The organism is Rhodococcus sp. Z13_19A (assembly GCF_058133575.1).
In genome coordinates this window covers 438,150-463,457 of record NZ_JBYUNN010000002.1, presented here as the reverse complement: position 1 = coordinate 463,457, position 25,308 = coordinate 438,150, and the positions used below count along the sequence as shown (strand labels likewise).

The window sequence follows — 25,308 nt, the reverse complement described above, 5'->3', positions numbered from 1 at the left end:
GGTAGACTAATGAGGCCCGTGCAGCGCCGAGGCGGGGAGCGCTCGGCGACAGCTCCCGTGAACCAGACACGAAACTGGTGGTCGCCATGTACCGAAGCTGCAGCCCGTCACCGGCACTCGACCTCGGGACCTGGCGATGAACGCCGGCGACACCGCGTGGGTGCTCGTCTGCGCGGCGCTCGTCATGTTCATGACGCCGGGCCTGGCGCTGTTCTACGGCGGGATGGTGCGCGTCAACAACGTGCTCACCATGATCATGCAGAACATCATTCCGCTCTGCGTCATCTCCCTGACCTGGGTGATCGTCGGCTACACCCTGGCGTTCTCCAACGAGGGCAACTCCGTCATCGGCAACGTCGACGCCTTCTCGCTGCTGGAGGTGGACGCCCCGCAGTTCCACACCGTCGCCGGAGCGGTCACCATTCCGGCGCTGGCCTTCGTGGCGTTCCAGATGATGTTCGCGGTGATCACCCCGGCGCTGCTCACCGGCGCGGTGGCCGGGCGGCTCAAGTTCTTCGGCTGGGTGTGCTTCCTGGTGATCTGGTCCATCGTCGTGTACCCGCTCGTGGCGCGGTGGCTGTGGGCTCCACAGGGCTGGTTGGCCGACCTGGGCGCCCAGGACTGGGCCGGCGGGATGGTGGTGCACGCCTCGGCGGGCGCAGCCGCGATCGCGGTGCTGCTGGTGGTCGGCCGGCGCAAGGGGTGGTCCAGCACCGCCTCCTCCCCCAACAACCTGCCGCTCATGCTGGTCGGCGCCGGGATCCTGTGGTTCGGCTGGTTCGGCTTCAACGCCGGTGACGGCCTGCAGGCCGACGCAGTGGCCGCGCAGGCCATGATGAACACCCACATCGCCGCCTCCGCCGCCATGCTCACCTGGCTGCTGGTGGAGCAGCTCACCAGCGGCCACTCCACCCTGGTGGGCGCCGTCTCCGGCGCGATCGCCGGGCTGGCCACCATCACCCCGTGCGCGGGCTTCGTCAGCACCGGCGGCGCCGTCGCCATCGGGCTCATCGCCGGCCTGCTGTGCAACCTGGCGGTGCGGCTGAAGTTCCTGCTGCGCTACGACGACGCGCTCGACGTCATCGCCGTGCACTTCCTCGGCGGCGTGCTGGGCACCTTGCTGCTGGGGTTCTTCGGCAGCAGCGACATCAACCCCGTCGGCGCCGACGGGGTGTTCTACGGCGGTGGCGGCAGCCTGCTGTGGCACCAGGTGGTGGCCCTGGTCAGCGTGGTGGTCTTCTCGCTGGTGGTCAGCTGGATCATCGCCATGGCGGTGCAGCTGACCATCGGCCTGCGCGAGCCCCTGGACGAGCAGGACCACCTGGACGAGGTGCAGCAGGGCGCCACCGGCTACGCGCTGGGCGACGTCACCAGCCGGCTCACCGAGTCGGCGGTGCCGGCCCGCACCAACGGTCACCGCCTCACCCCGGCCGACGCCGGCGGCGACGGGCACGGGGCCCTGCGCCTGGTGACGGCCACGGTGCGCAGCGAGCAGGTCGACGAGCTGCGCGACGCCCTGCTGGCGGCCGGCGCCCAGTCGCTGGAGCTCACCAGCGCCGCGGTGTACACCGGTGAGCTGCGCTCGGCGATGTTCCGCGGGAGCCTGCAGCAGTCCAGCTTCCACGACCGGCTGCGGGTGGAGGTGCTGGTGGACCAGTCGCGGCTGCCGGAGGTGGTGGCCGCCCTCAACCGCGCCGGGGTGGAGCCGCGGTCCCTGCACCAGCAGGAGGTCAGCACCCTGTAGCCCGGCTAGCCCCGGCCCACTCCGTTGGGGGACTGAGCGTGCACGGGCTCCTCGCGCACGGCCGGCTCCGGGCGGGGCTGGGCCACCGGCGGCGGCACCTCGCACTCGCACATCGCCTCGCCGGTGCCCTCGTCCTCGGCCAGCTCGTCGGCCACCAGCAGGTCGGCGCGCACGCAGCGGTCCCGCTCCCGGTAGGCCGCGCGGCTGAGCCGGTGCGCGACCACCGAGGCGGTGATCAGCTGGAACATCCCGGCCAGCACCAGCATCCCCACGTCGACGTTGCCGCGCAGCCGGATGGTGGCGCCGGCCAGCACCAGCAGCAGGCCGAGCACCTGCGGCTTGGCGCCGGCGTGCATGCGCGACATGGTGTCGGGGAAGCGCACCAGGGCGATCGAGGCGGTCAGGGCCAGCAGCGCACCGCCGAGCAGGGCGATGCCGGAGATCACGTCGAGGAAGGTGCTCACTGGTCGTCCCTCACTCGGAAGCGGGCGACGCTCACGCTGCCGACGAAGCTCAGCAGCGACAGCGCCACGATGGCGGGCACCGTGGAGGAGTCCTTGGTGACCGCGGCCTGCGCGCCCAGCGCGCACAGGATGACGGCCACCAGCACGTCCACCGCCACCACCCGGTCCAGCGTGGTGGGGCCACGCACGATGCGGACCACGGTGAACGCACCGGCCAGGGTGAAGATCACGGCGAGCACGACGGCGAGCACGGTCATCGCACACCTCCCCCGCTCGGGGACACCGCGCTCGGCTCGTCCGGGGACTCGAACGCCGCGATGAACCGGTCCTCCAGGCGTCGGACCTGCTCCTTGAAGCGCCGGATGTCCTTCTCCGAGCGGACGTCGAGGACGTGCGAGTAGATCACCCGGTTGGTGCGGTCGATCTCCATCACGATCGATCCCGGCACCAGGGTGAGGGTGGTGACGGTGAGGGCCAGCACCAGCTCGGACTCCACCCGCATGTGCGTGCGCACCACGGCGCTGCGCGGCGGTGGTCCGGGGCGGATGGCCAGCAGCGCCACCTGGGTGCTGGAGACCACCAGGTCCCACACCACGTGGGCGACCAGCTTGACCAGCGCCCACAGGTGCACCCGGCTCTCCACCGGCACCGGGGGCAGCGGCAGCAGGGTGCGGATGACGATGGCCACGACGATGCCGCCCAGGATGTTCGCGGCGGAGATGTTGCCCCACAGCAGCACCCAGACGGAGGCGAGCCAGGCGACCACGGCGGCGCCGTGCAGGGAGTTGCGGCGCAGGATCTTCATCGGCCCGCACCCGGCCCCAGCACCGTCTCGACGTAGTGCGCCGGCTGGCGCAGGTCGGTGGCGGCGCGGTCGGTGATGCCCACCAGTGGGCCGGCGAGCACGGTGAGCAGCATGCTCACCCCGATGATGCCGATGGTGGGCACCAGCATGCTGGCGGGCATGGGCCCGACCTTCTCGGCCACCGCGGTGTCCGAGGCGGCGGGGACCTTGGCCAGCGGGCCGGTCTCGGCCAGCTCCCCCTCGGGAGCATCCTCGCGGGGCCGCCAGAACGCCTTGGTCCACACCCGGGCAACGGCGTAGAGGGTGAGCAGGCTGGTGAGCACGCTGCCCACCACCAGCGCCCAGGCGAGCACGCTGCCGTCGGCGACCCCGGCCTGCAGCAGCGAGGTCTTGCCGATGAAGCCGGAGAACGGGGGGATGCCACCCAGATTCATCGCCGGGATGAAGTACAGCACCGCCAGCAGGGGGCTGGCCACGGCCAGGCCGCCGAGGCGTCGCAGCGACGTGGAGCCACCTTGGCGCTCCACCAGCCCGGCCACCAGGAACAACGAGGTCTGCACGACGATGTGGTGCACCACGTAGTAGATGGCGCCGGACAGGCCCGCCTGCGAGGACAGCGCGATGCCGAACACCATGTAGCCGATGTGGCTGACCAGGGTGAAGCTGAGCAGCCGCTTGATGTCGTTCTGGGCCAGCGCGCCCAGGATGCCCACCAGCATGGTGAGCAGCCCGGCCACCATCAGCACCCGGTCCATCGCCCCACCCGGGAACAGCAGCGTCTGGGTGCGGATGATGGCGTAGACACCCACCTTGGTGAGCAGGCCGGCGAACACCGCGGTGACCGGTGCCGGTGCGGTCGGGTAGCTGTTGGGCAGCCACGCCGACATGGGGAACACCGCGGCCTTGAGGCAGAACGCCACCAGCAGCACCGCGAAGATGGCGTTGCGGGTTCCCTCCGGCACGTCGGGCATCCGCTGGGCGATCTGGGCCATGTTCAGCGTGCCGGTGGCGGCGTAGACGAAGCCGATGCCGGAGAGGAACACCAGCGACGACAGCAGGTTCACCGCCACGTAGGACACCCCTGCGCGGATCTGCTCCGCCGAGCCGCCCACCGTCAGCAGCACGTAGCTGGCCGCCAGCAGCACCTCGAAGCCCACGTAGAGGTTGAACAGGTCGCCGGCCAGGAAGGCGTTGCTCACGCCCGCCGACAGCGCCAGGTAGGTGGGCTGGAAGATCGACACCGGACGTTGCTCGTCACCGTCGCTGACACCCTGGCCCACCGCGAACAGCAGGACGGCCAGCAGCACCACCGCCGAGACCACCAGCATCAGCGCGGAGAGCCGGTCCACCACCAGGGTGATGCCCACCGGAGCGGCCCAGCCGCCCACCTGCACCGCGGCCATGCCGTCGCGGTCGACGAGCACCAGCAGGGCCACCGCCACCGCGAGCACGGCGGTGAGCACGACGATGCTGATCAGCCGCTGCGCGCGGGGCCGGCGGCCCATGACCATGGTGGCGGCAGCACCGAGCAGCGACAGCAGCACCGGCAGCGGAGCGAGGGTGGCGATCACTGCGGCTCCCCCCGGGTGCGGCCGCCCGGCCCGGGCACGCCGTCGGCGCCCACCGGTTCGGGGTCCTCGACGTCAAACTCCGACGGGTCGAACTCCGACTCGTCCACCTCGGGGGCGGGCTCACCGGTGACGGGGTCGTCGGAGCGGTCCCGGTCGGGAGCCTCGGCCAGGCTGCGGCGGGAGATCTTCGCCGACTCGGGGTCGTTCTCCACCAGGTCCTGCCGGTTGAGCCGGAACGCGCGGTAGGTCAGCGCCAGCACGAACGCGGCGAGCCCCATGGTGATGACGATCGAGGTGAGGATCATGCCCTGGGCCAGCGGGTCGGCCATCGGGCCGCCGTCACCGCGGCCCACGATCGGCGCGCTCCCGGAGGGTCCGCCCGAGGTGAGCAGCAGCAGGTTGGTGGCGTTGCCGATCAGCAGCACTCCCAGCAGCAGCCGGGTGACGCTGCGCTCGATGAGCAGGTAGATCCCGCAGGAGTAGAGCACCCCGATGACGACGAGCATCCCCAGGTTCGCGGTCATCGGTTCCACTCCTTTCGCTGTGTGTGAGCCGTGGGGTCGCTGCCGGTCCAGTCCCCTGCGTTGGCCGCCTCCAGCGACTCGCGGTTGTCCGCGTCGCGGACCTCCTCGTCGGACTCCTCCTGCAGGTCCAGGCCGGCGCCGAGGCTGCGGAGCACGTCCAGCACCAGCCCGATGACGATGAGGTAGACGCCGATGTCGAAGAACAGCGCGGTGACCAGCTTGACGTGGCCCAGCACCGGCAGCGTCACCTCGATGATGGCCGAGGACAGCACCGGGGCGCCCAGGAGCACCGAGGCTCCGGCGGTGATGCCGGAGATCAGCAGACCCAGGCCGAGGATGAGCCCAGCGTCCACCGGCAACGTCTCGCCCAGCTCGTAGCGGCCGCCGGCGAGGTAGCGCACGGCCAGCGCCAGCCCCGCCACCAGGCCACCGGCAAAGCCGCCACCGGGGGCGTTGTGGCCGGCGAAGAGGAAGTACACCGACAGCACCATGATCGTGGGGAACACCAGCCGGGCCGTGATCTCCAGCATCAGCGAGCGGTAGCGCGGGTCGATCACGTCGCCGCCGCGCAGCCAGGTGGTGCCCTCCTGCGACCGCGGTGAGCTCTCCGGGAAGCCGGGCTCCTGGGCGGAGCTCGCGGTGGGCTGGTTCTCCGGGGGCGGCAGCGAGCCGCCGCCGCTGTCGTCGACGTCCGACACCCGCGGCGCGGTGCCCACTCGGCGGTGGCCGAACACCAGGCTGGCCACGCCGGTGGCCGCCACCAGCAGCACCGAGATCTCGCCGATGGTGTCCCAGGCGCGGATGTCCACCAGCAGCACGTTGACCACGTTGCGCCCGCCCGCCTCCAGGTACGACAGGTCGGGCAGCTGCAGCGCGATCGGCAGCGTGCTGCGGGCGTTGAGCGCGTACGCCCCCAGCACGGTGAGCAGGGTGCCCACCGCGATCGACAGCGCGGCACGCGGTCCCCGACGGCCGATGGAGTTGCTGTCCAGCATCTCCGGCGGCAGCTTGCGCAGCACGAGCACGAAGGTCACCAGCAGCAGCGTCTCCACCAGGAACTGGGTGAGGGCGAGGTCCGGGGCACCGTGCAGGGCGAAGATGACGCCGCTGGCGTAGCCGGTGACGCCGACCAGCAGCACCCCGGCGAGGCGGTTGCGCACCTGGGTGGCCGCCAGCGCGGCCACCACCGCCAGCAGCCCGATCACCACCTGCAGCGGCGCGTCCCACAGCTTCAGCCGGAGACCGGTGTCGGTGCCGATGGCCAGGAACACCGAGGGCAGCACCAGCAGCACCAGCAGGATGGTGGTGAGGTTCAGCGGCAGCGAGCCGCGCTGCGTGGTGCCGGTGAGCTTCTGGGACAGCACGTCGGCCTGGCGCAGCACGCCGTCGTAGATCCGGTCGGCGTTGCCCAGCGGCGGGCTGGCCCACTGCAGGCGCACCACCTGCTCCCGCGCCACGAACAGCAGACCACCCCCGAGGAAGGCCACCCCGGTGAGCGCCAGCGCCGGGCCGAGGCCGTGCCACAGGGCCAGGTGGTAGGACTGGGAGCCGGGCAGGGTGTCGGCGTAGTCGGCGAAGATGTCGCTGATGAGGGGCGCGAACAGCCCGTCCAGCAGACCGGCCACGGTGAGCACGGCGGGTGCCACCAGGAACAGCGGGCTGGGGGCGTGCAGCTTGCGCACCTTGGCGCTGGGCTCCGCCTCACCCTTGGCGCCGAACGCACCCCAGACGAAGCGCAGGCTGTAGGCCACCGTCAGCGCCGAGCCGGCGACCAGGCCCACCAGGGTGAGGGTGGAGGCCGTCCCGGCGCTCAGGCCCCAGGTGGCCGGCAGGCCGGAGTGCAGCAGCGCGTCGAAGGCCGCCTCCTTGCCCACGAAGCCGATGAAGGGCGGGACGCCGGCCATGCTCGCGGCCGCAGCAATGGCGATCACCGCCAGCAGTGGCTGCTTTCGGCCCAGCCCGCTGAGCTTGCGCAGGTCCCGGGTGCCGGTGGAGTGGTCGATGATGCCGACGACGAGGAACAGGGTGGCCTTGAACAGGGCGTGGGCCACCAGCATGGCCATCCCCGCCAGCGCCATGTCCCGGGTGCCCGCACCCACCAGCACGGTGAGGAAGCCGAGCTGGCTGACGGTGCCGAAGGCCAGCACCAGCTTGAGGTCGTTCTCCCGCAGCGACCGCCACCCGGCGATGAGCATGGCGGCCAGGCCGAGGGTGATCACCAGGGGCCGCCACGCGGCGGCGTCGGCGAAGCCCGGTGCCAGCCGCGCCACCAGGTAGATGCCGGCCTTCACCATGGCCGCGGCGTGCAGGTAGGCGCTCACCGGGGTGGGAGCGGCCATCGCGCCGGGCAGCCAGAAGTGCAGGGGGACGATGGCCGACTTGCTCAGCGCACCGACGAGCACCAGCACGATGCCCACACCGGTGAGCCAGCTGTGCGAGGTGATCAGCCCGGGGCCGGCGGCCACCACGTCGGAGAGCAGGTAGCTGCCGGTGAGCCGGCCCAGGATCACGATGCCCACCAGCATCGCCAGGCCACCACCAGTGGTGACCAGCAGCGCCTGCGTGGCGGCCCGACGGCTGCGGGCCTTGCTGGCGTAGTGACCCACCAGCAGGAAGGACAGGACGGTGGTGAGCTCCCAGAACATGTAGAGCAGGAGCATGTTGTCGCTCAGGACCAAGCCGTACATGGCCCCGGCGAAGGCCACCATCAGACCGGCGAACAGCCCGAGGCGCGGCTCGTCGTCGTCGAAGTAGCGGGAGCAGTACAGCAGCACCAGCGCACCGACCCCGGTGACCAGCACGCAGAGGATCGAGGCGAGCGGGTCCAGCCGGAGGACGAAGTTGAGGTCCAGGCCAGGTATCCACTGGTGGTAGATCTCCTGGACGGTGCCCATGGTGCGCACCGACCACACCAGGCCGGCGGCGGGAACAGCGGCCAGGACCAGGAACGCCCTGCGACCCATCCAGCGCACGAGCGCAGGCGCGAGCAGCGCCGCGGCGGCATAGATGATCAGCAGTACGAGCAGGGGGAGCTCCGTCAGTGGGTCACACAGCCGGACGCACACGGTCCGGCAGCACGGGCGGGAGGTTTATCCACATCTTACCGGTGGATGCTGCCCTGCTCACGGGCAGTACTGATAAATCGGACACATCGGACCACGCCGACTGCTCAGCCGCGTGCCGCCTCAGCCCGGGTGCCGCACGGAGTCGAACAGCGCCACCATGTCCGGGGACAGGCGCAGCAGCTCGACGTGCGGGGCGCCGCCCGCGGTGCCGTCGAGGTAGGCGAACTCCATGCCGGTACCGGGGAAGGTGCCCGACTGGGTGACCGTCAGCCCCTGGGCACGGGCCTGCTCCAGCGCCGCGTCGAAGTCCTCGGGCACCCAGGCCACGTGGTGCAGCCCGGGGCCGCTGGTCTGCAGGTGCTCGGTGTAGAGGCTGGGCCCGGACACCGGCCGGATGAGCTCCACCTGCTGCTCCCCGAAGTAGCCCAGCGCCACGTCGATGACGAAGTCGGCGGGCTCCCCGCGGTACGTGGCGTGCTCGGGCCCGAACACCACGTTGGGCACCCGCATCCAGTGCGGCACCCCGAGCGTGTCCGTGAACCACTGCTCGGCGGCCTCGAGGTCCTCCACCACCCAGCAGATCTGGAAGATCGGTCCACTCACCAGGCTCATGCGCACCTCCGGCCACCGCCAAGGGCCTCGCTGGCCCCCGCCACCGTCCATCCAGCCACGTCGAGGTGAGCAGGACAAGGGCAGGTCACCGGCCACCGAGCGCGGCGGCGCCGTGGTGCGTGACTCAGGCCACTTGCTGTGTCACGGTGAGCCCGGGCAGCCCGCTGCCGCGGCAGTCGTCGCGCACCTGTCCCGCAAGGAGAGGTGAGGACCCATGCTCGCTCGGCACCGGTTGCGGACCATCCCCGTCATCGCCCTGGCCGCAGTGGGGCTGACGGTGCTGGCCACCGCGCCCGCCGGCGCCGCCGCTCCCGGAGACGCTGCCCTGGGCGGGGCTGCGTTCTACACGCCACCCGCGGAGCTGCCCGCGACCAACGGCGACCTCGTCCGCCACCGGCCCGCCACCGTGGCCTACCTGGGCGTGCCCGCCACCACGATCATGTACAAGAGCACCGACGCGAACGGCGAGGCCGTGGCTGTCACCGGAACGGTGCTGCAGGCCACCGCCCCGTGGCGTGGCGGCGGCGACCGCCCGCTGATCAGCTACGCGGTGGGCACCATCGGTCAGGGCGACCAGTGCGCGCCGTCGGTGCTGCTCGGCCAGGGCTTGGAGTACGAGGCGATCACCCTGCCCTCGCTGCTGGCCGCGGGCGCCAACGTGGTGGTCACCGACTACCTCGGCCTGGGCACCCCCGACCGGGTGCACAGCTACCTCAACCCGGTGGAGGAGGCGCACGCCGTGCTCGACGCCGCCACCGCTGCGCAGAACCTGGGCCGCGAGGTGCCCGGCCTCGACGTCCCCGCCGACGGCCCGGTGGGCATCTACGGCTACTCCCAGGGCGGGCAGGCGGCGGGGGCTGCAGCCGAGCTGCACTCCACCTACGCCCCGCAGGTGAACCTGGTGGGCAGCGCGGTGGGGGCTCCCCCGGCCGACGTGGTCCCGGTGGCGATGGGCAGCGACGGCACCATCCTCTCCGGGGCGCTGGGCTACGCGATCAACAGCCTCGCCGCCAACGACCCCCAGCTGGCGGCCGCCTTCGACGCTCGGCTGAACCAGCGCGGCAAGGACTTCGTCCAGGCCGTGCGCACGCAGTGCCTGGGCGAGACCATCCTGCGGTTCGGCTTCCAGCAGTCCGGCCAGTACACCGTCGACGGTCAGCCGTTCACCTCTTTCCTGTTCACCGAGCCCTTCGCCTCGGCGCTGGCCGACCTGCGGGTGGGTCGGCACACCCCGGACGCCCCGGTCTACCTCTGGAGCGGCACCAACGACGACGTGGTCCCGATCGGGCAGGTTCGCCAGCTCGCCGCGGACTGGTGCGCCCAGCCGGGCACCCGGGTGCAGCTGCAGGAGATCACCCTGCCGGCGGTGTTCCCCGGGGTCGGCATCGGCCACGCGCTGCCGTTCGTGCTCGGTGCGCCCGACGCCCAGCGCTGGCTCTACGAGCGCTTCGTGGCTGCGGCCACCGGCAGCACCGGCCCGGCGCCGAGCACCTGCGCTCCGCAGGGCTGAGCTGCAGCAGGGCTGAGCCGCAGCGCGGTCAGCTGTTGGGGCAGCCGCCCTCGGGCAGGTTGTCCCTGGCCCAGGCGGTGAGCTCGCTCAGCGCCGGCAGCAGCGCCTGACCGGCGGGGGTGAGGCTGTACTCCACCGCCACCGGCGGGCCCTCCGCGACGGTGCGCTGCACCAGCCCGGCCTTGCTCAGCTCGCTGAGCCGCTCGGAGAGCACCGAGTCGCTGATGCCCCCGACCCCGCGGCGCAGCACGGCGAAGCCGGCCGGCCCGGCCAGCAGGGTGGCGAGGATGACGCCGTTCCAGCGCTTGCCCAGGAACCCGAACGCCCGCGCGAGCGCGGCGTCACAGACGCGCGGCTCGTGCAGGGGGGCACTCTCAGCTGGACTCACCACACCATCATAGGCAGGTGCTAGCGTCTCTCTTGTTGCTTGTTTTTTCGAAGCCAATAGGAAGTAGGTAGCACCCACGTGACCTCCACGACGAGCTCCACCGCCGGTACCGCGATCGACGAGCTCAGCCGTCAGATCCTGTTCACCGAGGCGCGCACCGCCAACGCCTTCACCGACACCCCCGTGACCGACGACGAGCTCGCCGGCATCTGGGACCTGGCCAAGTGGGCGCCCACCGCCGCCAACACCCAGCCGATGCGGGTGCTCTACGTGCGCACCGACGAAGGCAAGGCGCGGCTGCTGCCGCACATGGCCGAGGGCAACCAGGCCAAGACCGCCTCCGCCCCCGCGGTCGCCGTGCTCGCCGTGGACAGCCGCTTCCACGACCACCTGCCCACCGTCTTCCCGATCAACCCGGGGATGCGCGACGCCTTCGAGGCGGACGAGGCCATGCGCACCGGCATGGGCACGTTCAACGCCGCGCTGCAGGCCGGCTACTTCATCCTGGCCGTGCGCGCGGCCGGCCTGGCCGCAGGCCCGATGGCCGGCTTCGACCACGCCGGCATCGACGCGGAGTTCTTCGCCGACGGCCGCTGGCGCTCGCAGCTGGTGGTCAACATCGGCCACCCCGCCGCGGAGAACGCCTGGTTCGACCGGTTGCCCCGCCTGGAGCAGGCCGACACCCTCACCTGGGCCTGACTCCCCCGCTCCCCCCGGCGTTCAGGGCCCGCATCGCCGGCAACGGCCCCCAAGAAGGGCGTTGCGGGCCCTGAACGCCTCGAAGCTGAACGCCCGAAGGGGGCCGCCGGGCTCAGGCAGGGGAGCCGATCGCGCCGCCGTGCTCGAGCACCTCGGCCAGCTCTGCCTCCACCGCGGCCGCGCTGCCCAGGGTGAAGGCGATCTGGCGGCCCCACAGGAAGTAGCGGTGGATCGGGTAGTCGATGTCCGCGCCCATGCCGCCGTGCAGGTGCTGGGTGGCGTGCACCGCGCGGAGCCCACCCTTGGCCGCCCACCACTTGGCCACCAGGGTGGCCGCCCGCGCCTCCTCCTCCTGCCCGGCGTCCATCAGCCAGGCCGCCTTCTGGGTGGTCAGCCGGATGCTCTCGGTGTCCAGGTAGGCGTCCGCCGCGCGCACCGCCACGGCCTGGTTGGTGGACAGCGGCCGACCGAACTGCACCCGCTCGGAGGTGTACCTGGCGGTCATCGCCAGCGCCTCCTCGCACACGCCCAGCTGCAGCGCCGCCAGCGCCAGCTGGGCCCGTCGGCGCACCCAGGCGGTGATCTCCGCGCCGTCGCCGGGCAGCACGTCCTCCTGGCCCACCGCCACCCCGGACAGGCTCAGCGCCGCCGCGCTCTCGTGGTTGGTGACGTGCACCGGGGTGACCGTGACGCCGGCGCGGTCGGTGGGCACCACCACCACCATCACCTCGCCGGAGGGCAGCAGCGCCGGGGCGAGCACCGCGGCGGCGCGCTGCGCGGCGGGGACCACCGGCACCTCCCCGTGCAGGGTCCAGCCCTGCCCCGCCGGCTCGGCCCGCAGCACCGCCGCCACCCCGGCCGGCACGTCGAAGGCGCCGGTGACCAGGGTGGAGCCGTCCAGCAGCGAGGGCAGCCAGCGCTGCTGCTGCTCGGGCGAGCCGTGCTCGGCCAGCGGCAGCACGGCCATGCTCAGCACCGCCCACAGCGGCACGGGCGCCACCCGGCGGCCCTGCTGCTCCAGCAGGGTGATCATCCCCAGCGTGCCCAGCCCGGCGCCGCCGTGCTCCTCGCCCACCGCGATGCCCACCAGGCCGGCCTCGCTGAGCACCCGCCACAGCTTCTCGTCGAAGCCGCTGCCGTCGCGCTCGGCGGCGCGGAGCCGGTCCACCTCGCCGAGGTCGGTGAAGATCTGCCCGGCCAGCTCGCGCACGGAGGCCAGGTCGTCGTCAAGCTCGAACTCCATGTCAGCTCTTTCCACTCGTGCTGGGCTGCTTCGGGTCCTCGCGGCGCCGGGCGGCCAGGGCCATGCCCAGACACTTGGCGGCCACGATCTCGCGCATCACCTCGTTGGTGCCACCGCCGAAGGTGTTGTTCTGGGCCCGTCGGGCCAGTGCCTCCACCCGGCCCTGGATGGCGGCGCCGTGGCTCTCGGCGCGGAGCAGCCCCTCGGCGCCCAGCACCTCCTGCAGCATCCCGTAGGCGTTGACCACGGCCTCGGTGCCGAAGATCTTGGCCGCCGCGGAGTCCCCACCGCCCAGGGTGCCGGCGGCCACGTCGGCCACCAGCCGCAGGTTCATCAGGTCGGCCGCGCTGAGCAGCGTGTAGACCTCGGCCAGCTTGGCGCGCACCCAGGGCTGGTCGTAGGGCCGGCGGCCGTCCTGGTGCGTCTCCTTGGCCCAGGCCAGCACCTCGGCGAACAGCTCGTTGGCCACCCCGCCGCGGGCGGCCAGCGCCACCCGCTCGTGGTTGAGCTGGTGGGTGATCAGCTGCCAGCCGGCGTTCAGCTCGCCGACCACGTTGGTCAGCGGCACCCGGACGTTGTCGTAGTAGGTGGCGGCGGTGCTGATGCCGCCCACGGTGTGGATCTCGGTGACCGAGAAGCCCGGGGCGCTGGTGGGCACCAGCACCACCGAGATGCCCTGGTGGCGCGGGGCGTCGGGGTCGGTGCGCACGGCCAGCCAGATCCAGTCGGCGAAGACGCCGGCGCTGGTGAAGATCTTGTTGCCGTTGATCACCAGCTCGTCGCCGTCGATGGTGGCCTTGGTCTGCAGCGACGCCAGGTCGGTGCCCGCGCCCGGCTCGGTGTAGCCGATGGCGAAGATCAGCTCACCGGTGAGGATGGGCGGCAGGAAGAAGTCCTTCTGCTGCTGGGTGCCGTGCTTCATCAGCGCCGGGGCCACCGTGTTCAGGGTGACCAGCGACAGCGGGGCGTTGGCCCGGATCACCTCGTCGTAGAAGACGTAGAGGGCCTCCGGGTCCTCCCCCCGGCCGCCGTACTCGGCGGGAAAGCCCAGCCCCAGCCACCCGTCCCGGCCCATCTGGCGCAGGATCCGGGTGAAGACCGGCCCGCCCTCCGTCTGGTGGACCAGCGCGCGGCGGTCCTCGTCGTTGATGGTGGCGGCGAAGTAGTCGCGCAGCTCGCGGCGCAGCTGCTTCGACTCGGCGGACAGGTCCAGGTGCATCGGGGTGGCTCCTGCGGGTGGTGGGGGAAGTGGTCAGGTCGTCCGGCGCGCGGCTACTGCCACTTCGCGGCGAAGCGGCGGATGCTCTCGGCGATGCGCTCCACCTCGGCGTCGGTGAGGCCGTGGCTCATGCCCAGCGTCATCCCGCGGGCGAACACCGCGTCGGCCTCCGGCAGGCCCTCCTCCGGCTGGCGGAAGTCGATGCCAGCCATCATCGGGTGGCGGGTGATGTTGCCGCTCCACACCGTGCGGGTGTCGATGCCGTCGCCCTCGATGGCCTCCTGCAGGTCGCTGCGGGTGAAGGGCGCGTCGGCGTTGATCATCACCGGGTAGCACAGCCAGGCGGTGTCCAGGCCCGGTGTCTGCACCGGGGTGGTGAACAGCTCCGGGTGGGCGCCGTAGGCCGCGGTGTAGGCCGTGAAGGTCTGCTGACGACGCCGGTAGTTGGCCGGCAGCTTGTCCAGCTGGACCACGCCGTAGGCCGCGCCCAGCTCGGAGGGCTCGAAGTTCCAGGACAGCTCGTCGAAGATGAAGTCGTTGTCGTAGTCCACCCCGTCCAGCTCCTCGCGGAACACCCGGCCGGTGCCGGTGCTGCCGAAGAGGTTGGGCTCGGAGCGCCGGCCCCAGCGGCGCAGCAGCAGCGCGCGGTCGCGCAGCGCCACGTCGTCCACCATGACCATGCCGCCGGTGCCGGCGCAGGTGATGATGTGGGCCATCGAGAAGCTGGTCACGCTGATGTCGGCGCGGGCCCCCGTGGGGGTGCCGTGCAGGCGTGGGCCCAGCGCGTCGCAGGTGTCCTCGATGACCTTGAGCCCGTGCCGGTCGGCGACCGCTCGGATGGCGTCCCAGTCGGGGCAGTTGCCGGCCAGGTTCGGGATGAGGATGGCCCGCGTCTTGTCGCTGACCATCGCCTCGATCTTGGCCACGTCGACGTTGAAGGTGTTGGGCTCGACGTCGACGAACACCGGGACCAGCCCGGCCCGCACGATGGGGGCCACGTCGGTGGAGAAGGTCAGCGGCGAGGTGATGACCTCGCTGCCGGCGGGCAGGTCCAGCAGCTCGATGGCCAGGTACAGCCCCGAGGACCCGGAGTTGCACATCACCCCGTACGCCTTGCCGCTGAGCTCGGCGACGCGGGTCTCCATCTCGTGCACGTTCTTGCCGATGCGCAGCCCCTGGTGGCCGCTGCGCAGCACGTCCACGACCGCCTGGATCTCCTCCTCTCCGTGGGTGGCGCGGGCGTAGGTGATGCGCTCGGTCATGGTGGTGCTCCTTCAGGGGTCAGGGGTGCGGTGCGGGCGCCTCAGCGGTCGGCGGAGAGCACGATGGCGCTGTGCGGCACGGGCGAGCCGCCGGTGACCAGGACGTTGTCGAGGGACTTCGACGGCTGGTTGGTGGAGGTGCCGCGGATCAGCCGCACGCCCTCGGCGATGCCGTTGACGCCGTGGATGTAGCCCTCGCCCAGCTGTCCGCCGTGGGTGTTGATGGGCAGGCGTCCGTCGAGGTCGGCGTGGCCCTCGCGGAGGAAGTCCTTGGCCTCGCCGCGCCCGCAGAAGCCGTACTCCTCCAGCTGCAGCAGCACCATCGGGGTGAACGCGTCGTAGAGGATCGCGGCGTCGATGCTCTCCGGGCCGCCGCCGGACTGCTGCCACAGCTGCTTGGCCACCAGCTCCACCTCGGGCATCCGGTCGATGTCGTCGCGGTAGTAGCTGCTCATGGAGATCTGCTGCGGCCCCACCCCCTGGGCGGCCCCGGCGATGAGCGCCGGCGGGTGCGGCAGGTCGCGGGCGCGCTCGGCGCTGACGATGACCAGCGCCTGGCCGCCGTCGCTCTCCTGGCAGCAGTCGAGCATCCGCAGCGGGTCGGCGATCATCCGCGAGGCCTGGTGGTCGGCGAGGGTGATCGGCCGGTTGTGGAACCACGCCTTGGGGTTGTTGGCGGCGTGCTTGCGGGAGAGCACCGACACCCGCCCGAAGTCCTCGCTGGTGGCGCCGTAGCGCTCCATGTAGGTGCGCGCCAGGAACGCCTCCTGCTGGGCCGGGGTGAGCAGCCCGTAGGGGTTGATCCAGTTGCGGTACTCCTGGTCGGTGTTGGCGTTGTAGGCGAACGGCGGCGGGCCGGCGCCGAAGCGGTGGCCGGAGCGCTCGTTGAACGCGCGGTAGACCACCACCACGTCGGCCACGCCGGAGGAGACCGCCAGCGCCGCCTGCTGCACCGGGGCGCACGCGCCACCGCCGCCGTGCGGGATGCGGCTGAAGAACGTCAGCTCGGGGATGCCGAGCGCGCGGGCCACCGCGATCTCCGGGTTGGTCTCCATGGTGAACAGCGCGAAGCCGTCCACCTCCTCCACCCCGATCTGGGCATCGGCGAGCGCGGCGAGCGTGCTCTCGCAGGCCAGCTGCCACTCGGAGCGGCCGCTGTTCTTGGAGAACTCGGTGGCGCCGATGCCGACGATGGCGGCGTCGCGGGAGAAACCTCGCGTGCTCATGCTGCTCCTCCTGCAGTGGGAACCACGGTGGCGGTGGCGGTGACGTGGACTCCGCGGCTGGTCTCCCCGCGGAGGGCGAGGGTGACGGCGTCGCCGTCCACCGCGGTCACCTCACCGGCGAGGCGCAGGGTGTCGCCGGGGAAGCTCGGCACGCCCAGGCGCAGGGAGATCCTGGCGATCCGCGACGCCGGGCCCGACCAGTCGGTGACGTAGCGGTCCAGGAAGCCGTTGGTGGAGTTGATGGACAGGAAGATGTCCGGGGTGCCGCGGTCCTGGGCCTTGCCCGGGTCGTGGTGGACGTCCTCGAAGTCCTGCGAGGCGATGGCCGCGGCGACGATGAGGGTGCGGTCCAGGTCCAGCTCGAGCACCGGCAGGGTGTCGCCCACCGCGGCCTCGGGAAAGCGGGCGGTGGTGGCGGTACTCATGCCGCACCGCCGGCGGGCTTGCGCAGCTGGGGCAGGACCGCACCGTGGGCGTGCTCGGCGAAGCCGATCTCCAGCTCCAGGCCCGGCCTGAGCTCGGCGTGGTCCACCCCGGCGATGTCGGCGACCAGCCGGGTGCCCTCGGGCAGGTCCACCAGGCCCACCGCGAGCGGGTACTCGAACGCGGGGTCCTGCGGGTGGTGGATGACGGTGTAGCTGTGCAGGGTGCAGCGGCCGCTGGCGGTCACGGTGTCCCAGTCGAAGGAGCGGCACTGCGGGCAGGCCGGCGCCGGGGGGTGGCGCAGCGTCTCGCAGCTGGTGCAGCGCTGGATCTCCAGGCGGCCCTGCGCTGCCGCGGTGAAGAAGAACTCGTTGTCCTGGGTGACCACGAGGTGCGGAACCGTGGTGGACCGGACGGGCGTGTTCTCGGTCGGTGCGCTCATGCCGCGCCCTCCTGGGTGCTGGGGTTGAAGCGGAGCAGGCGGAAGCGCTCCTCCACGAGAAGGTCGTCGTGCTGGTTGACGTACTTCTTCAGCAGGGTGATGAAGCAGCCCGCACCCAGGCCGGTCTTCTTCACCGGCGAGATCGCCTCGATGGTGAAGTGCGTGGTGACGTGGTCGCCGGGGTGGATCTCCTGCAGGTACTCCTGCTCGAGGTTGGTGGCGACCACCGAGGTGAAGCCGGCGTCGTCCAGCAGCTGCAGCAGGCGGGAGTAGGCGAAGTCCTCCACCACTCCCTCGCTGCGCATCCGCTGCACGTCGCGGTAGCGGCGGTAGCCCGACATCACCCAGGTCGAGGCCATGGCCGGTGGGCACACCACGTCCGGGCGCCCGGTGGCGCGCGCGGCCTCGGCGTCGACGTAGACGGGGTTGCGGTCGTCGTGCGCCTCCACCCAGTTGCGGATCATCGGGGCGTTGACCTCGTACCGGGCGACGCGGGGCGGCTCCGCCTCCACCCCCAGGAACTGCTCGAGCTGCTTCTCCAGGCTCTGCACGGCGGACCCTTCTAGTTGAGCAAGCGCTTGATCAGACAGTAGCACCGGAGCAGGCCCGACGGCGCAACCGCGCGCACCACGCGGTGACACAGCACGCCAGGAGGGCGACCTGCCCTAGCATCAACGGCCGGCATCCTCAGCAGAGGTGCCGCAGACAGTGGGAGACACCGGTGGCCGCCACACCCGATCGACGCGCGATGATCCTGTCGTCCTCCGCGGAGCTGTTCGCGGAGAAAGGCATCGCCGCCACGACCGTGCGCGACATCGGCGAGACCGCCGGGGTGTTCTCCGGCAGCCTCTACCACTACTTCAAGTCCAAGAACGCCATCGCCAGCGAGATCCTGCGGCTGTTCATGGACGACATCCTGGAGCGCTTCGACCGCGTGGACCGGGGCACCAGCTCGCCCGCGGAGACCGTCCGCGGGTTGATCCGGGAGACGCTGCTGGTGATCGACGAGCACCCCCACCCCACCGCGATCTACCAGAACGACCGCCAGTACCTGCGCGACAACGGGCTGCTCGAGCCCATCGACACCGCCTCCCGCGGCGTGCGCGCCCACTGGCTCACCGCGATCGAGACCGGTGCCGCGGACGGCACCTTCCGCACCGACATCCCGGCCGAGGTCTTCTACCGCACGGTGCGCGACACCCTGTGGGCCACCAACCACTGGCCCAACCGGCGCGGGCACACCGTGGAGGAGTTCGCCGAGCTGATGACGACGCTGTTCTTCTCCGGCTTCGCGGTGCCGGGCCAGCAGGGCTGACCCGGCACCGCGCCCGCCGCTCAGCCGACCTGCTGCTCCAGCGGGGCGGGCAGCAGCGCCAGCCGCCCGTGCTCGCGGAACTCCGCCTCGAGCTGGGTGCGCCGGGCGTCGTCGAGCGGCACGTACTCGCTGGTGCGCCCCACCCGCTCGAAGACGGGGTCGGCGGTGTTCCACGCCTGCGCCCGCAACGGCGCCTTGTTCACCTTGTTGCTGCCGGTCAGCGGCACCTGCTGGACCACCCGGACGAAGCGGGGCCACCACTTGGCGCCCATCTCCGGCTGGTCGGCCAGGAAGGCGCCGAAGACCGCCGGGTCGAACGACGCCCCGGCGCTGAGCTCCACCGCACACATCACCTGGTCGCCGGTGCGCGGGTCGGGCACGGCGTACACCGGCGCCGCCGTGACGCCGGGGACGCGCTGCAGGATGCGCTCCACGGGTGCGGCGGAGAAGTTCTCCCCGTCCACCCGCAGCCACTCCGAGGAGCGGCCGGCGAAGTAGAAGTAGCCGTCCTCGTCGCGGTAGGCGAGGTCGCCGGACCAGAAGTCCGCACCCTTGACGCGGTCGGCCATGGCGCCCGGGTTCTGGTAGTAGCCCTCGAAGGTGTGGGCCAGCCCGACCGCCACCATCTGTCCGGTGGCCTCGGGGTTGAGCAGGCGCCCGGACTCGTCGAAGCGCGCGCGGGGGCACTCCTGCCCGCTGTTCTCGTCGTAGACGCGGATGTCGGCGTTGTTCTGCGGCAGGCCCAGCGCGCCGGTCGGGGTGTCCGGCGTCTTGCCGATGCGGAAGACCCCCTCGCTGAGCCCGTAGCCCTCCACCACGTCGCAGCCAAAGCGCTCCCGGAAGCGGGCGGTGTCCACCTCGGAGGCCTCGGTGCCGAACGCCAGCTGCAGCGTGCTGGTGCGGTCGCGCGGGTCCTCCGGCTGGTTGAGCACGTAGGACAGCGCCCGGCCCACGTAGTTGACGAAGGTGACGCCGTAGCGGTGGATGTCGGCGGCGAAGCGGGTGGCGGAGAACTTGCGGGTGAGCACCACGGTGCCGCCGACGGCCATGGCCGGAGCCAGGTTGAGCATCACCGCGTTGCCGTGGAACAGCGGCATGCACAGGTAGGCCACGGTGGAGCGGTCCATCCGCACCCGGTCCACCAGCGCCCCGGTGAGGCGACCGAGACGGCCCTGACCGACGATCACCGCCTTGGGGGCACCAGTCGAGCCGGAGCTGAACATCAGCAGCGCCAGCTGCTCCGGGCCGGGCAGCGTCTCGGGCAGCGCGCCGCCCCGGTGCGGCGCCAGCAGCTGCTGGTAGCTGGGGTCGTCCACGTCCAGCACCCGCTCGGCGGGCACCGGCTGACCGGTGCCGGTGACCAGGTGCTTGAGCCGGGACTCGGTGACGATGACGTCGATGTCGGCGTGGGCGATGTCGTGGGCGAGCTCGGGCCCGCTGCGGCTGGCGTTGATCCCCACCACCACCGCACCGGCCAGCGCCCCCGCGCCGAGCCAGAAGACGAAGTCCGGGACGTTCTCCAGCAGCACGCCGACGTGCACCTGCCGGTCCACGGGCACCGGGGCCAGCGCGGCGAGCGCCGCCGCGCGGTCGGCGGACTCCTGGACCACCTGGTCCCAGGTCCACTGCTCGTCGCCGAAGCGCAGACCCACCGCCTGGTCGCCTGCTCGGGACCGAACGATCTCGGCGAACGTCTCCACGTCAAACCTCCACGGCGGGTGCGGTGAGCCGGCTGCCGGCGGCCGACCTGGCCGCCAGCTCGGCGCGGGTGATCTCGATGAACAGGCCACGAGCCTCGACGGTGCGGACCCCGTCCACCTCGATCCAGCCCTCGGCCACCGTCTTGCGGCCGCTGACGTCGAGGATGCGGGCGTGCAGCTCGACGCTGGCGTCCAGCGGGGTGCGGTGCAGGTAGCGCAGGTCCAGGGTGGCGGTGACCACGAGCTTGCCCTGGGCCTGCAGCAGCACCCCGAGCATGCAGTCCATGAGGTGCGCGCTGAAGCCGCCGTGCAGGTGGTCGGGCGGGCCCTCCAGCAGGGCGTCGGTGCGCAGGGTCGCCCGCGCGGTCGTGCCGTCGAAGAAGACGTCGATCGGGATGCCCTGCGGGTTGTACCGGAACAGCGCCCACGGCTGGTCCGGCCCGGCGGCCTTGGCGGCAGCGGGGCCGGGGAAGGGCGCGCGGATCGCGCGGGGGCGGCCCTGGCTCCCCATGTCCGCGACAGCCGCCCGCAGCCGGGCCGCGTGCGCGCGCAGCTGGGCGGGCTCGGCCTCGCTGGTGGCCACGGCGAGCATCACCTCGCGGGCCGCGCGCACCAGGTCCTCGGCGGCCTCCCGGTGGTCGGCGTCGAGGGCGGGCGTGGTGGCCAGGCCCGGTGCGCCTGCTGTGGTCGTCATCAGGGCGGTGTGCTCCGTCGGTTCGGCCGGGGCCGGCGGCCCCGAGGCTGTCTGAGGTGCTGCGGTTCCTGTTGTTGAGCAAGCGCTTGATCGGACCTTAGCACCGGCCCCGTCCGCGGCCCCGACGCCACTCCGTCTCCGGGCGCATACTCGAGAGATGAGCGATCCCGCAGAGCACGACCTCGAGCTGACGACGAGCGCGCTGAAGGCCGGCCCCACCGACCTGGGACTGGCCGGCGGAGTGCTGGAGATCGAGCGGTGGCAGAACCGCCTCGACGGTGTCGAGGGACCGCTCCTGGAGGAGATAGGCGGCATGCTCGCCGAGCTGCGCGGCGAGCTCGAGAGCGACGCACCCGACCCGGCCGTGGCCGCGGACCTGATGCGTCGCCTGGGCAACCAGTGCGTGCTCATCGCCGAGCAGATGCCGCCGGGCAACATGCACTCCCGCCTGCGCGAGCTGGGCAACGAGCTGATCGAGGGCGCTGCCGAGGTCTAGCTCAGCCGGGCACCGCCGGGGCGAACGGTCCCGGGTCGCCCAGCAGCTCGGCGTAGCGGATCAGGTCGCCCTGCCCGCTGGTCGGCGTCTGCAGGTCGTGGCCCGCCATGACCTCGGCAAAGTGGTCCCGGAACGACTCCGGCGACGGGTCGTCCTCGAAGTGCCCGCGCGTGGTCGCGAACAGCACCCGTGATGCTCGCCCCGCCCCCACCAGGAACGTCTCCCCGGACACCGGGACCGACCGGTGACACAGCAGCAGCGCGAAGGCCGCCACCTTCTCCGGGGTGAACCAGCGCTGCAGCCAGTCGGTGTACACCGGGTCCGGCGCCGCGGCCGTCATCCGGGTGTGCGCCACCGGCATGAGGACGTTGATCGCGATGTCGCGGTCGCGGTTGTCGGTGGCCAGCACCCGGCTCAGCCCGATCACCCCGCCCTTGGCCGCGGCGTAGTCGCCCGAGCCGGGAGTGCCCAGGAACGATGAGGAGGCGGTGTTGACCACCCGGCCGTAACCGCGCTCCAGGAAGTGCGGCCACACCGCCCGCAGCACGTTCACCGTGCCCATCAGGTGGGTGGACAGCACCGCGTCGTAGACCTCGGGCGGCGAGAAGGCGCCGCGGCCGAAGATGCCCGCGTTGTTCAGCACGACGTCGACCTGGCCCCACTCCTGCAGCGCGTGGTCGACGATCGCCGCTGCGCCGTCGACGGTGGCCACCGAGTGGGTGTCCGCCAGCGCCTGCCCGCCCGCGGCCCGGATGGCGGCGGCCACCCGCTCCGCCGCACCAGGATCGCCGTCCCCGGCCACCCCCGGCGTGCCGAGGTCGTTGACCAGCACCCGCGCGCCGCGCTCGGCGAGCAGCGCGGCGTGCGCCGCCCCCAGCCCGCCGCCAGCTCCGGTGACGATGGCCACCTGACCGTCCAGTCGCAGCTCGTCCGACACGGGACCTCCTGAGGTGGGTGGTGTTGTCCGAACGTAGGCCACACCATCCCGAGAAGGAACGTGCCGCACCGGCACACGCCGGTCAGCGGGTGCGTTGGTAGCGACCAGGACTGCAGATCTCAAGCCGAGCAGGCGTGAGAATCAGCACCGTTGACGAGTTTCCGGACACCCGCTCGGCGGACCTACCATGGTGTTCCCGGCTCGGTTCCGCTGTAGACCGACGACGGGTGCACCCCCCGCGGTGCGCCTGTGATGAGTCCGGCCCCCGCCGACTCCGCTCCCGTGGTTCCTGCTTGTCCGGAAGGCACCCATGTCTGCGTCAACCTCGGCTGCGTCAACCTCGGCTGCGTCAACCTCTGCTGCGCCACCTACTTCTGCGCCAACCCGGCCGCGGAGCCCCGTCTCCACCCCGCTCATCCTCATCCTGGCCCTGCTCACCGCGGTGTCCCCGCTCGCCACCGACATGTACCTGCCGGCGTTTCCCGAGATGGCGGACGAGCTGGGCACCAGTGCCACCAGCATCCAGCTGACCCTCACCGCGTTCCTGCTCGGCATGGGTGTGGGGCAGCTGCTGATCGGACCGCTGTCGGACTCCATCGGGCGCCGCAAGCCGCTGCTGGTGGGCTCGGTGGTGTGCCTGGTCGCCACCGTCGCCTGCGCGGTCGCCCCCAACGTCGAGCTGCTCACCGTCGCCCGCCTGGTGCAGGGCCTGAGCGGCGCGGCCGGGGTGGTGCTGGCCCGCGCGATCATCTCCGACACCGCGCGGGGCGCCGCCGCGGCCAAGCTGATCGGCGTGATGATGGTGATCATGGTGATCGCGCCCGTGGTCGCCCCGCTGGCCGGTGGAGCGATCGTGGCCAGCACCAGCTGGCGCGTGGTGTTCTGGGCGCTGGCCGCCCTCACCGCGCTGATGCTGCTCGGTGCGGTGACGCTGGCGAAGGAGACCCTGCCGCCGAGCGAGCGGCACCCGGGTGGCTTCGCCTCCGTCGTCCAGGGCGCGCGCACGGTGCTCGCCAACCGCAGCTACGTCGGCTACCTGCTCACCTTCTGCTTCTCCTTCGCGGCGCTGTTCGCCTACATCTCGGCGTCACCGTTCGTGGTGCAGAACGTGCTGGGCTTCTCCGAGGGCCAGTTCTCCCTGGTCTTCGGTGGCAACGCCCTGCTGGTGGTGCTCACCAGCAGCGTCGCTGCGGCACTGGCCGGCCGGGTGTCCTACCGCCGCATGGTCGTCGGTGGCGTCACGGTGATGACGCTGGCTTCCGCAGGTCTGCTGGTGTCCGCCCTGAGCGGGCTGCCCACCGTGCCGACGCTGGTGCTGTTCGCGATCTTCCAGGGCTCGCTCGGCTTCATCTTCTCCAACGCCACCGCCCTGGCGCTGGCGCAGGTCACCTCGCACGCCGGTACCGGCTCGGCGTTCCTCGGCTTCGTGCAGTTCCTCCTGGCTGCGGCCATCACTCCGCTGGTGGGCATCGGCGGGGAGCACACCGCGGTCCCGATGGCCGTGGCCATGCTGGTGTGCACCGTGCTGTCCATGCTGGCCTTCGCCACGCTCACCCCGAGGGCTGAGACGCCGGTGGTCGAGCAGACCGAGGCACTGGCCCACTGATCGAGCACTGGCCCACTGATCGAGCACTGACTACCGCCGACGGCGGGTGCCAGGGCGCTACCGCGCCTCGGTGCCCGCCGTCGGCAGGTACGGGCCTTCCTGGTCCTCCACGGGCGCCGCGTCCGCCGCCCACCGCCCGTGGCCGAGCACGGCCGCCAGCAGGCACCAGCCCAGGAACGCCACCGTCGCGCAGACCATCGCGGCGTCCACGTTCCACGCCGTGGTCAGCCCACCGATGCACAGCACCAGCACCCCGCAGAAGCCGTAGGAGGTGGAGGCGTACACCGAGGTGCGCCGTCCCTGCATCACCGGCGAGAGCCCCTGGGTGAGCAGGCGCAGGCCGAAGGCGTAGCAAAAGCCTTGGGCGGCACCCCAGAACAGGCAGCCCAGGATCATCAGCCACAGCGCGTCCGCCAGCAGGCCCGCGCAGCTGAGCACGGTGCCCACGGTCAGGATGGCCAGGGCCTGCGGAGCGGTGAACGCCCGGCCCAGCGCCCGCAGCAGGTGCGGCGTGGCCCAGGCCGCCGCGAGCAGCACCACGCCGGCCACCACCCCCAGCAGCAGCGAGTCGCTCGCTGACCCGGAGCGCAGCGCGGAGGGGAACACTCCCAGCGCGATGCCCCCGACGGTCCAGCCCGCGGCACCGAGCACGTAGCCCGCGGCGGCCCGCCGCCCGAGCCGGGGACGCGGCAGCACCGACGCGGTGTCCTGCGGTGCCGGCAGGTGCGCCAGCGCCACGGCGAGCACGGCGCGGTTGCGCCACAGCACCACGCTGAGCGACGTGGCGGCGAGCACCAGCAGCACCGCGTGCGCCTGGTAGATCAGCTCGGTGGGGCGCGGCAGCAGGTCGCCCACCAACGCGGCGAGCACCAGCCCCAGCAGCGACCCGGCGATGGCGCCGCTGGCGGCGATGGTGCGGCCCCGCTCCCCCTTGCCCACCACCGCCAGCGTGGCCGCCGAGCCGGTCGCCAGCCCCACCGCCAGGCCGGCCGTGGCCCGCCCCGCGAAGAGCAGCCCGACGCTGTCCGCGCCGACGGACAGCAGCGCGTCGCCCACCACCCCGATCAGCAGGGCCACCGGCAGCAGCAGCCACGACAACCGCGCCAGGTGGGTGCGGCTCATGAGCACGAAGACGGCGATGAGCGCAACGAAGTACATGACGAACAGCGCCGAGGTGGTGAGCGCGGACAGCCCGAGGCGCTCCTGGTACAGCGGCAGCAGCGGAGCGGGGATGTTGGAGCCGATCACCACCACGGTGAACGCCACCGAGGCCATCACTCCGAGCTGGGCACGGCGGCGGGCAGTGGCCGGCTCGGACAGCGGCGCCCCGACCAGATCGTTCGGCATGCGAAGGAGACTACGG

Annotated in this window: 24 protein-coding genes and 1 pseudogene; 6 read left to right on the top strand and 19 right to left on the bottom strand. The window is 71.9% G+C overall.

The window, feature by feature from the left end:
• Positions 1–136 precede the first annotated feature (136 nt).
• Positions 137–1,744: an ammonium transporter gene (gene amt, locus AC3YNX_RS08830; protein WP_127782247.1), complete on the top strand. Its 1,608-nt coding sequence runs from the start codon at positions 137–139 to the stop codon at positions 1,742–1,744.
• Between the two features lie 140 nt (positions 1,745–1,884).
• On the opposite strand, the pseudogene AC3YNX_RS08825 reads toward amt, so the two are convergent.
• The 7 genes and pseudogenes from AC3YNX_RS08825 to AC3YNX_RS08795 form a co-directional block, all read right to left on the bottom strand.
• Positions 1,885–2,208, bottom strand: a pseudogene (locus tag AC3YNX_RS08825) (monovalent cation/H(+) antiporter subunit G); the annotation flags it as partial.
• On the bottom strand, positions 2,205–2,465 hold the full coding sequence (locus AC3YNX_RS08820; RefSeq protein WP_127782245.1) for a monovalent cation/H+ antiporter complex subunit F: 261 nt from the start codon (positions 2,463–2,465) through the stop codon (positions 2,205–2,207). The gene AC3YNX_RS08820 and the pseudogene AC3YNX_RS08825, both read right to left, overlap by 4 nt.
• The gene (locus tag AC3YNX_RS08815; RefSeq protein ID WP_127782244.1) at positions 2,462–3,013 is read right to left on the bottom strand and encodes a Na+/H+ antiporter subunit E; all 552 of its coding nucleotides are present in this window, start codon (positions 3,011–3,013) and stop codon (positions 2,462–2,464) included. The genes AC3YNX_RS08820 and AC3YNX_RS08815 overlap by 4 nt, the downstream gene beginning before the upstream one ends.
• Entirely contained in the window at positions 3,010–4,524 is a 1,515-nt protein-coding gene (locus AC3YNX_RS08810) for a Na+/H+ antiporter subunit D (RefSeq protein WP_489995501.1), read from the bottom strand. The genes AC3YNX_RS08815 and AC3YNX_RS08810 overlap by 4 nt, the downstream gene beginning before the upstream one ends.
• Positions 4,525–4,580: 56 nt before the next feature.
• Positions 4,581–5,108 carry a Na(+)/H(+) antiporter subunit C gene (locus AC3YNX_RS08805; protein ID WP_127782242.1) on the bottom strand — a complete coding sequence of 176 codons (528 nt, stop codon included), beginning with the start codon at positions 5,106–5,108 and terminating at the stop codon, positions 4,581–4,583.
• Positions 5,105–8,134, bottom strand: coding sequence for a Na+/H+ antiporter subunit A (locus tag AC3YNX_RS08800; RefSeq protein WP_489995500.1), 3,030 nt, complete (start codon positions 8,132–8,134; stop codon positions 5,105–5,107). The genes AC3YNX_RS08805 and AC3YNX_RS08800 overlap by 4 nt, the downstream gene beginning before the upstream one ends.
• 159 nt (positions 8,135–8,293) lie before the next feature.
• Positions 8,294–8,785, bottom strand: coding sequence for a VOC family protein (locus AC3YNX_RS08795; protein WP_127782241.1), 492 nt, complete (start codon positions 8,783–8,785; stop codon positions 8,294–8,296).
• A 214-nt stretch (positions 8,786–8,999) separates the two neighbouring features.
• Between AC3YNX_RS08795 and AC3YNX_RS08790 the strand changes: the two genes are divergently transcribed.
• A complete protein-coding gene (locus AC3YNX_RS08790; RefSeq protein ID WP_489995238.1) occupies positions 9,000–10,295 on the top strand; it encodes a lipase family protein in 1,296 nt (431 codons plus the stop codon).
• Positions 10,296–10,323: 28 nt separating this feature from the next.
• On the opposite strand, the gene AC3YNX_RS08785 is transcribed toward AC3YNX_RS08790, so the two are convergent.
• Complete coding sequence (locus tag AC3YNX_RS08785; protein ID WP_489983777.1) at positions 10,324–10,683, bottom strand: winged helix-turn-helix transcriptional regulator; 360 nt, start codon at positions 10,681–10,683, stop codon at positions 10,324–10,326.
• 78 nt (positions 10,684–10,761) lie between these two features.
• Between AC3YNX_RS08785 and AC3YNX_RS08780 the strand changes: the two genes are divergently transcribed.
• Positions 10,762–11,382 (top strand): malonic semialdehyde reductase, encoded by a 621-nt coding sequence (locus AC3YNX_RS08780; protein WP_127782238.1) that lies wholly within the window; start codon positions 10,762–10,764, stop codon positions 11,380–11,382.
• A 112-nt stretch (positions 11,383–11,494) separates the two neighbouring features.
• Here AC3YNX_RS08780 and AC3YNX_RS08775 read toward each other — a convergent pair whose 3' ends face one another.
• Genes AC3YNX_RS08775 through AC3YNX_RS08745 form a run of 7 tightly spaced genes read right to left on the bottom strand, consistent with a single transcriptional unit; the run spans position 11,495 to position 17,748 of the window.
• A complete protein-coding gene (locus tag AC3YNX_RS08775; RefSeq protein ID WP_489995237.1) occupies positions 11,495–12,625 on the bottom strand; it encodes an acyl-CoA dehydrogenase family protein in 1,131 nt (376 codons plus the stop codon).
• Position 12,626: 1 nt separating this feature from the next.
• Positions 12,627–13,844 carry an acyl-CoA dehydrogenase family protein gene (locus AC3YNX_RS08770; protein ID WP_489995236.1) on the bottom strand — a complete coding sequence of 406 codons (1,218 nt, stop codon included), beginning with the start codon at positions 13,842–13,844 and terminating at the stop codon, positions 12,627–12,629.
• Positions 13,845–13,897: 53 nt separating this feature from the next.
• Positions 13,898–15,106 carry a DegT/DnrJ/EryC1/StrS family aminotransferase gene (locus AC3YNX_RS08765; RefSeq protein ID WP_489995235.1) on the bottom strand — a complete coding sequence of 403 codons (1,209 nt, stop codon included), beginning with the start codon at positions 15,104–15,106 and terminating at the stop codon, positions 13,898–13,900.
• Positions 15,107–15,147: 41 nt separating this feature from the next.
• Positions 15,148–16,332 (bottom strand): lipid-transfer protein, encoded by a 1,185-nt coding sequence (locus tag AC3YNX_RS08760; RefSeq protein ID WP_489995234.1) that lies wholly within the window; start codon positions 16,330–16,332, stop codon positions 15,148–15,150.
• Positions 16,329–16,757, bottom strand: coding sequence for a hotdog family protein (locus AC3YNX_RS08755; protein WP_489995233.1), 429 nt, complete (start codon positions 16,755–16,757; stop codon positions 16,329–16,331). The genes AC3YNX_RS08760 and AC3YNX_RS08755 overlap by 4 nt, the downstream gene beginning before the upstream one ends.
• Positions 16,754–17,197, bottom strand: coding sequence for a Zn-ribbon domain-containing OB-fold protein (locus AC3YNX_RS08750; RefSeq protein WP_489995232.1), 444 nt, complete (start codon positions 17,195–17,197; stop codon positions 16,754–16,756). The genes AC3YNX_RS08755 and AC3YNX_RS08750 overlap by 4 nt, the downstream gene beginning before the upstream one ends.
• The gene (locus tag AC3YNX_RS08745; protein WP_489995231.1) at positions 17,194–17,748 is read right to left on the bottom strand and encodes an FAS1-like dehydratase domain-containing protein; all 555 of its coding nucleotides are present in this window, start codon (positions 17,746–17,748) and stop codon (positions 17,194–17,196) included. The genes AC3YNX_RS08750 and AC3YNX_RS08745 overlap by 4 nt, the downstream gene beginning before the upstream one ends.
• A gap of 170 nt (positions 17,749–17,918) precedes the next feature.
• Here AC3YNX_RS08745 and AC3YNX_RS08740 point away from each other — a divergent pair, with 170 nt between their 5' ends.
• Positions 17,919–18,512: a TetR/AcrR family transcriptional regulator gene (locus tag AC3YNX_RS08740; RefSeq protein WP_241249759.1), complete on the top strand. Its 594-nt coding sequence runs from the start codon at positions 17,919–17,921 to the stop codon at positions 18,510–18,512.
• A 20-nt stretch (positions 18,513–18,532) separates the two neighbouring features.
• On the opposite strand, the gene AC3YNX_RS08735 is transcribed toward AC3YNX_RS08740, so the two are convergent.
• Positions 18,533–20,212: an AMP-binding protein gene (locus tag AC3YNX_RS08735; RefSeq protein WP_489995230.1), complete on the bottom strand. Its 1,680-nt coding sequence runs from the start codon at positions 20,210–20,212 to the stop codon at positions 18,533–18,535.
• 1 nt (position 20,213) lies between these two features.
• Positions 20,214–20,906 (bottom strand): PaaI family thioesterase, encoded by a 693-nt coding sequence (locus AC3YNX_RS08730; protein ID WP_489995229.1) that lies wholly within the window; start codon positions 20,904–20,906, stop codon positions 20,214–20,216.
• A 157-nt stretch (positions 20,907–21,063) separates the two neighbouring features.
• On the opposite strand from AC3YNX_RS08730, the gene AC3YNX_RS08725 reads away from it, so the two are divergent.
• Entirely contained in the window at positions 21,064–21,402 is a 339-nt protein-coding gene (locus AC3YNX_RS08725) for a hypothetical protein (RefSeq protein ID WP_489995228.1), read from the top strand.
• Position 21,403: 1 nt separating this feature from the next.
• Here AC3YNX_RS08725 and AC3YNX_RS08720 read toward each other — a convergent pair whose 3' ends face one another.
• Positions 21,404–22,339, bottom strand: a complete 936-nt coding sequence (locus AC3YNX_RS08720; protein ID WP_489995227.1) for an SDR family NAD(P)-dependent oxidoreductase — start codon at positions 22,337–22,339, stop codon at positions 21,404–21,406.
• A 463-nt stretch (positions 22,340–22,802) separates the two neighbouring features.
• Between AC3YNX_RS08720 and AC3YNX_RS08715 the strand changes: the two genes are divergently transcribed.
• On the top strand, positions 22,803–23,945 hold the full coding sequence (locus AC3YNX_RS08715; protein WP_489995499.1) for a multidrug effflux MFS transporter: 1,143 nt from the start codon (positions 22,803–22,805) through the stop codon (positions 23,943–23,945).
• Between the two features lie 57 nt (positions 23,946–24,002).
• On the opposite strand, the gene AC3YNX_RS08710 is transcribed toward AC3YNX_RS08715, so the two are convergent.
• Positions 24,003–25,292 (bottom strand): MFS transporter, encoded by a 1,290-nt coding sequence (locus tag AC3YNX_RS08710; RefSeq protein WP_489995226.1) that lies wholly within the window; start codon positions 25,290–25,292, stop codon positions 24,003–24,005.
• Between the last annotated feature and the right edge of the window lie 16 nt (positions 25,293–25,308).

What these genes read in the sequence shown, in the direction of transcription:
- AC3YNX_RS08765 (WP_489995235.1), bottom strand. Translation starts at nt 15,106, where the DNA reads ATGACCGAGCGCATCACCTACGCCCGCGCCACCCACGGAGAGGAGGAG.
- AC3YNX_RS08760 (WP_489995234.1), bottom strand. Translation starts at nt 16,332, where the DNA reads ATGAGCACGCGAGGTTTCTCCCGCGACGCCGCCATCGTCGGCATCGGC.
- AC3YNX_RS08715 (WP_489995499.1), top strand. Translation starts at nt 22,803, where the DNA reads ATGTACCTGCCGGCGTTTCCCGAGATGGCGGACGAGCTGGGCACCAGT.
- AC3YNX_RS08770 (WP_489995236.1), bottom strand. Translation starts at nt 13,844, where the DNA reads ATGCACCTGGACCTGTCCGCCGAGTCGAAGCAGCTGCGCCGCGAGCTG.
- AC3YNX_RS08790 (WP_489995238.1), top strand. Translation starts at nt 9,000, where the DNA reads ATGCTCGCTCGGCACCGGTTGCGGACCATCCCCGTCATCGCCCTGGCC.
- AC3YNX_RS08805 (WP_127782242.1), bottom strand. Translation starts at nt 5,108, where the DNA reads ATGACCGCGAACCTGGGGATGCTCGTCGTCATCGGGGTGCTCTACTCC.
- AC3YNX_RS08755 (WP_489995233.1), bottom strand. Translation starts at nt 16,757, where the DNA reads ATGAGTACCGCCACCACCGCCCGCTTTCCCGAGGCCGCGGTGGGCGAC.
- AC3YNX_RS08815 (WP_127782244.1), bottom strand. Translation starts at nt 3,013, where the DNA reads ATGAAGATCCTGCGCCGCAACTCCCTGCACGGCGCCGCCGTGGTCGCC.
- amt (WP_127782247.1), top strand. Translation starts at nt 137, where the DNA reads ATGAACGCCGGCGACACCGCGTGGGTGCTCGTCTGCGCGGCGCTCGTC.
- AC3YNX_RS08750 (WP_489995232.1), bottom strand. Translation starts at nt 17,197, where the DNA reads ATGAGCGCACCGACCGAGAACACGCCCGTCCGGTCCACCACGGTTCCG.
- AC3YNX_RS08730 (WP_489995229.1), bottom strand. Translation starts at nt 20,906, where the DNA reads ATGACGACCACAGCAGGCGCACCGGGCCTGGCCACCACGCCCGCCCTC.
- AC3YNX_RS08820 (WP_127782245.1), bottom strand. Translation starts at nt 2,465, where the DNA reads ATGACCGTGCTCGCCGTCGTGCTCGCCGTGATCTTCACCCTGGCCGGT.
- AC3YNX_RS08710 (WP_489995226.1), bottom strand. Translation starts at nt 25,292, where the DNA reads ATGCCGAACGATCTGGTCGGGGCGCCGCTGTCCGAGCCGGCCACTGCC.
- AC3YNX_RS08795 (WP_127782241.1), bottom strand. Translation starts at nt 8,785, where the DNA reads ATGAGCCTGGTGAGTGGACCGATCTTCCAGATCTGCTGGGTGGTGGAG.
- AC3YNX_RS08725 (WP_489995228.1), top strand. Translation starts at nt 21,064, where the DNA reads ATGAGCGATCCCGCAGAGCACGACCTCGAGCTGACGACGAGCGCGCTG.
- AC3YNX_RS08810 (WP_489995501.1), bottom strand. Translation starts at nt 4,524, where the DNA reads ATGGTCATGGGCCGCCGGCCCCGCGCGCAGCGGCTGATCAGCATCGTC.
- AC3YNX_RS08775 (WP_489995237.1), bottom strand. Translation starts at nt 12,625, where the DNA reads ATGGAGTTCGAGCTTGACGACGACCTGGCCTCCGTGCGCGAGCTGGCC.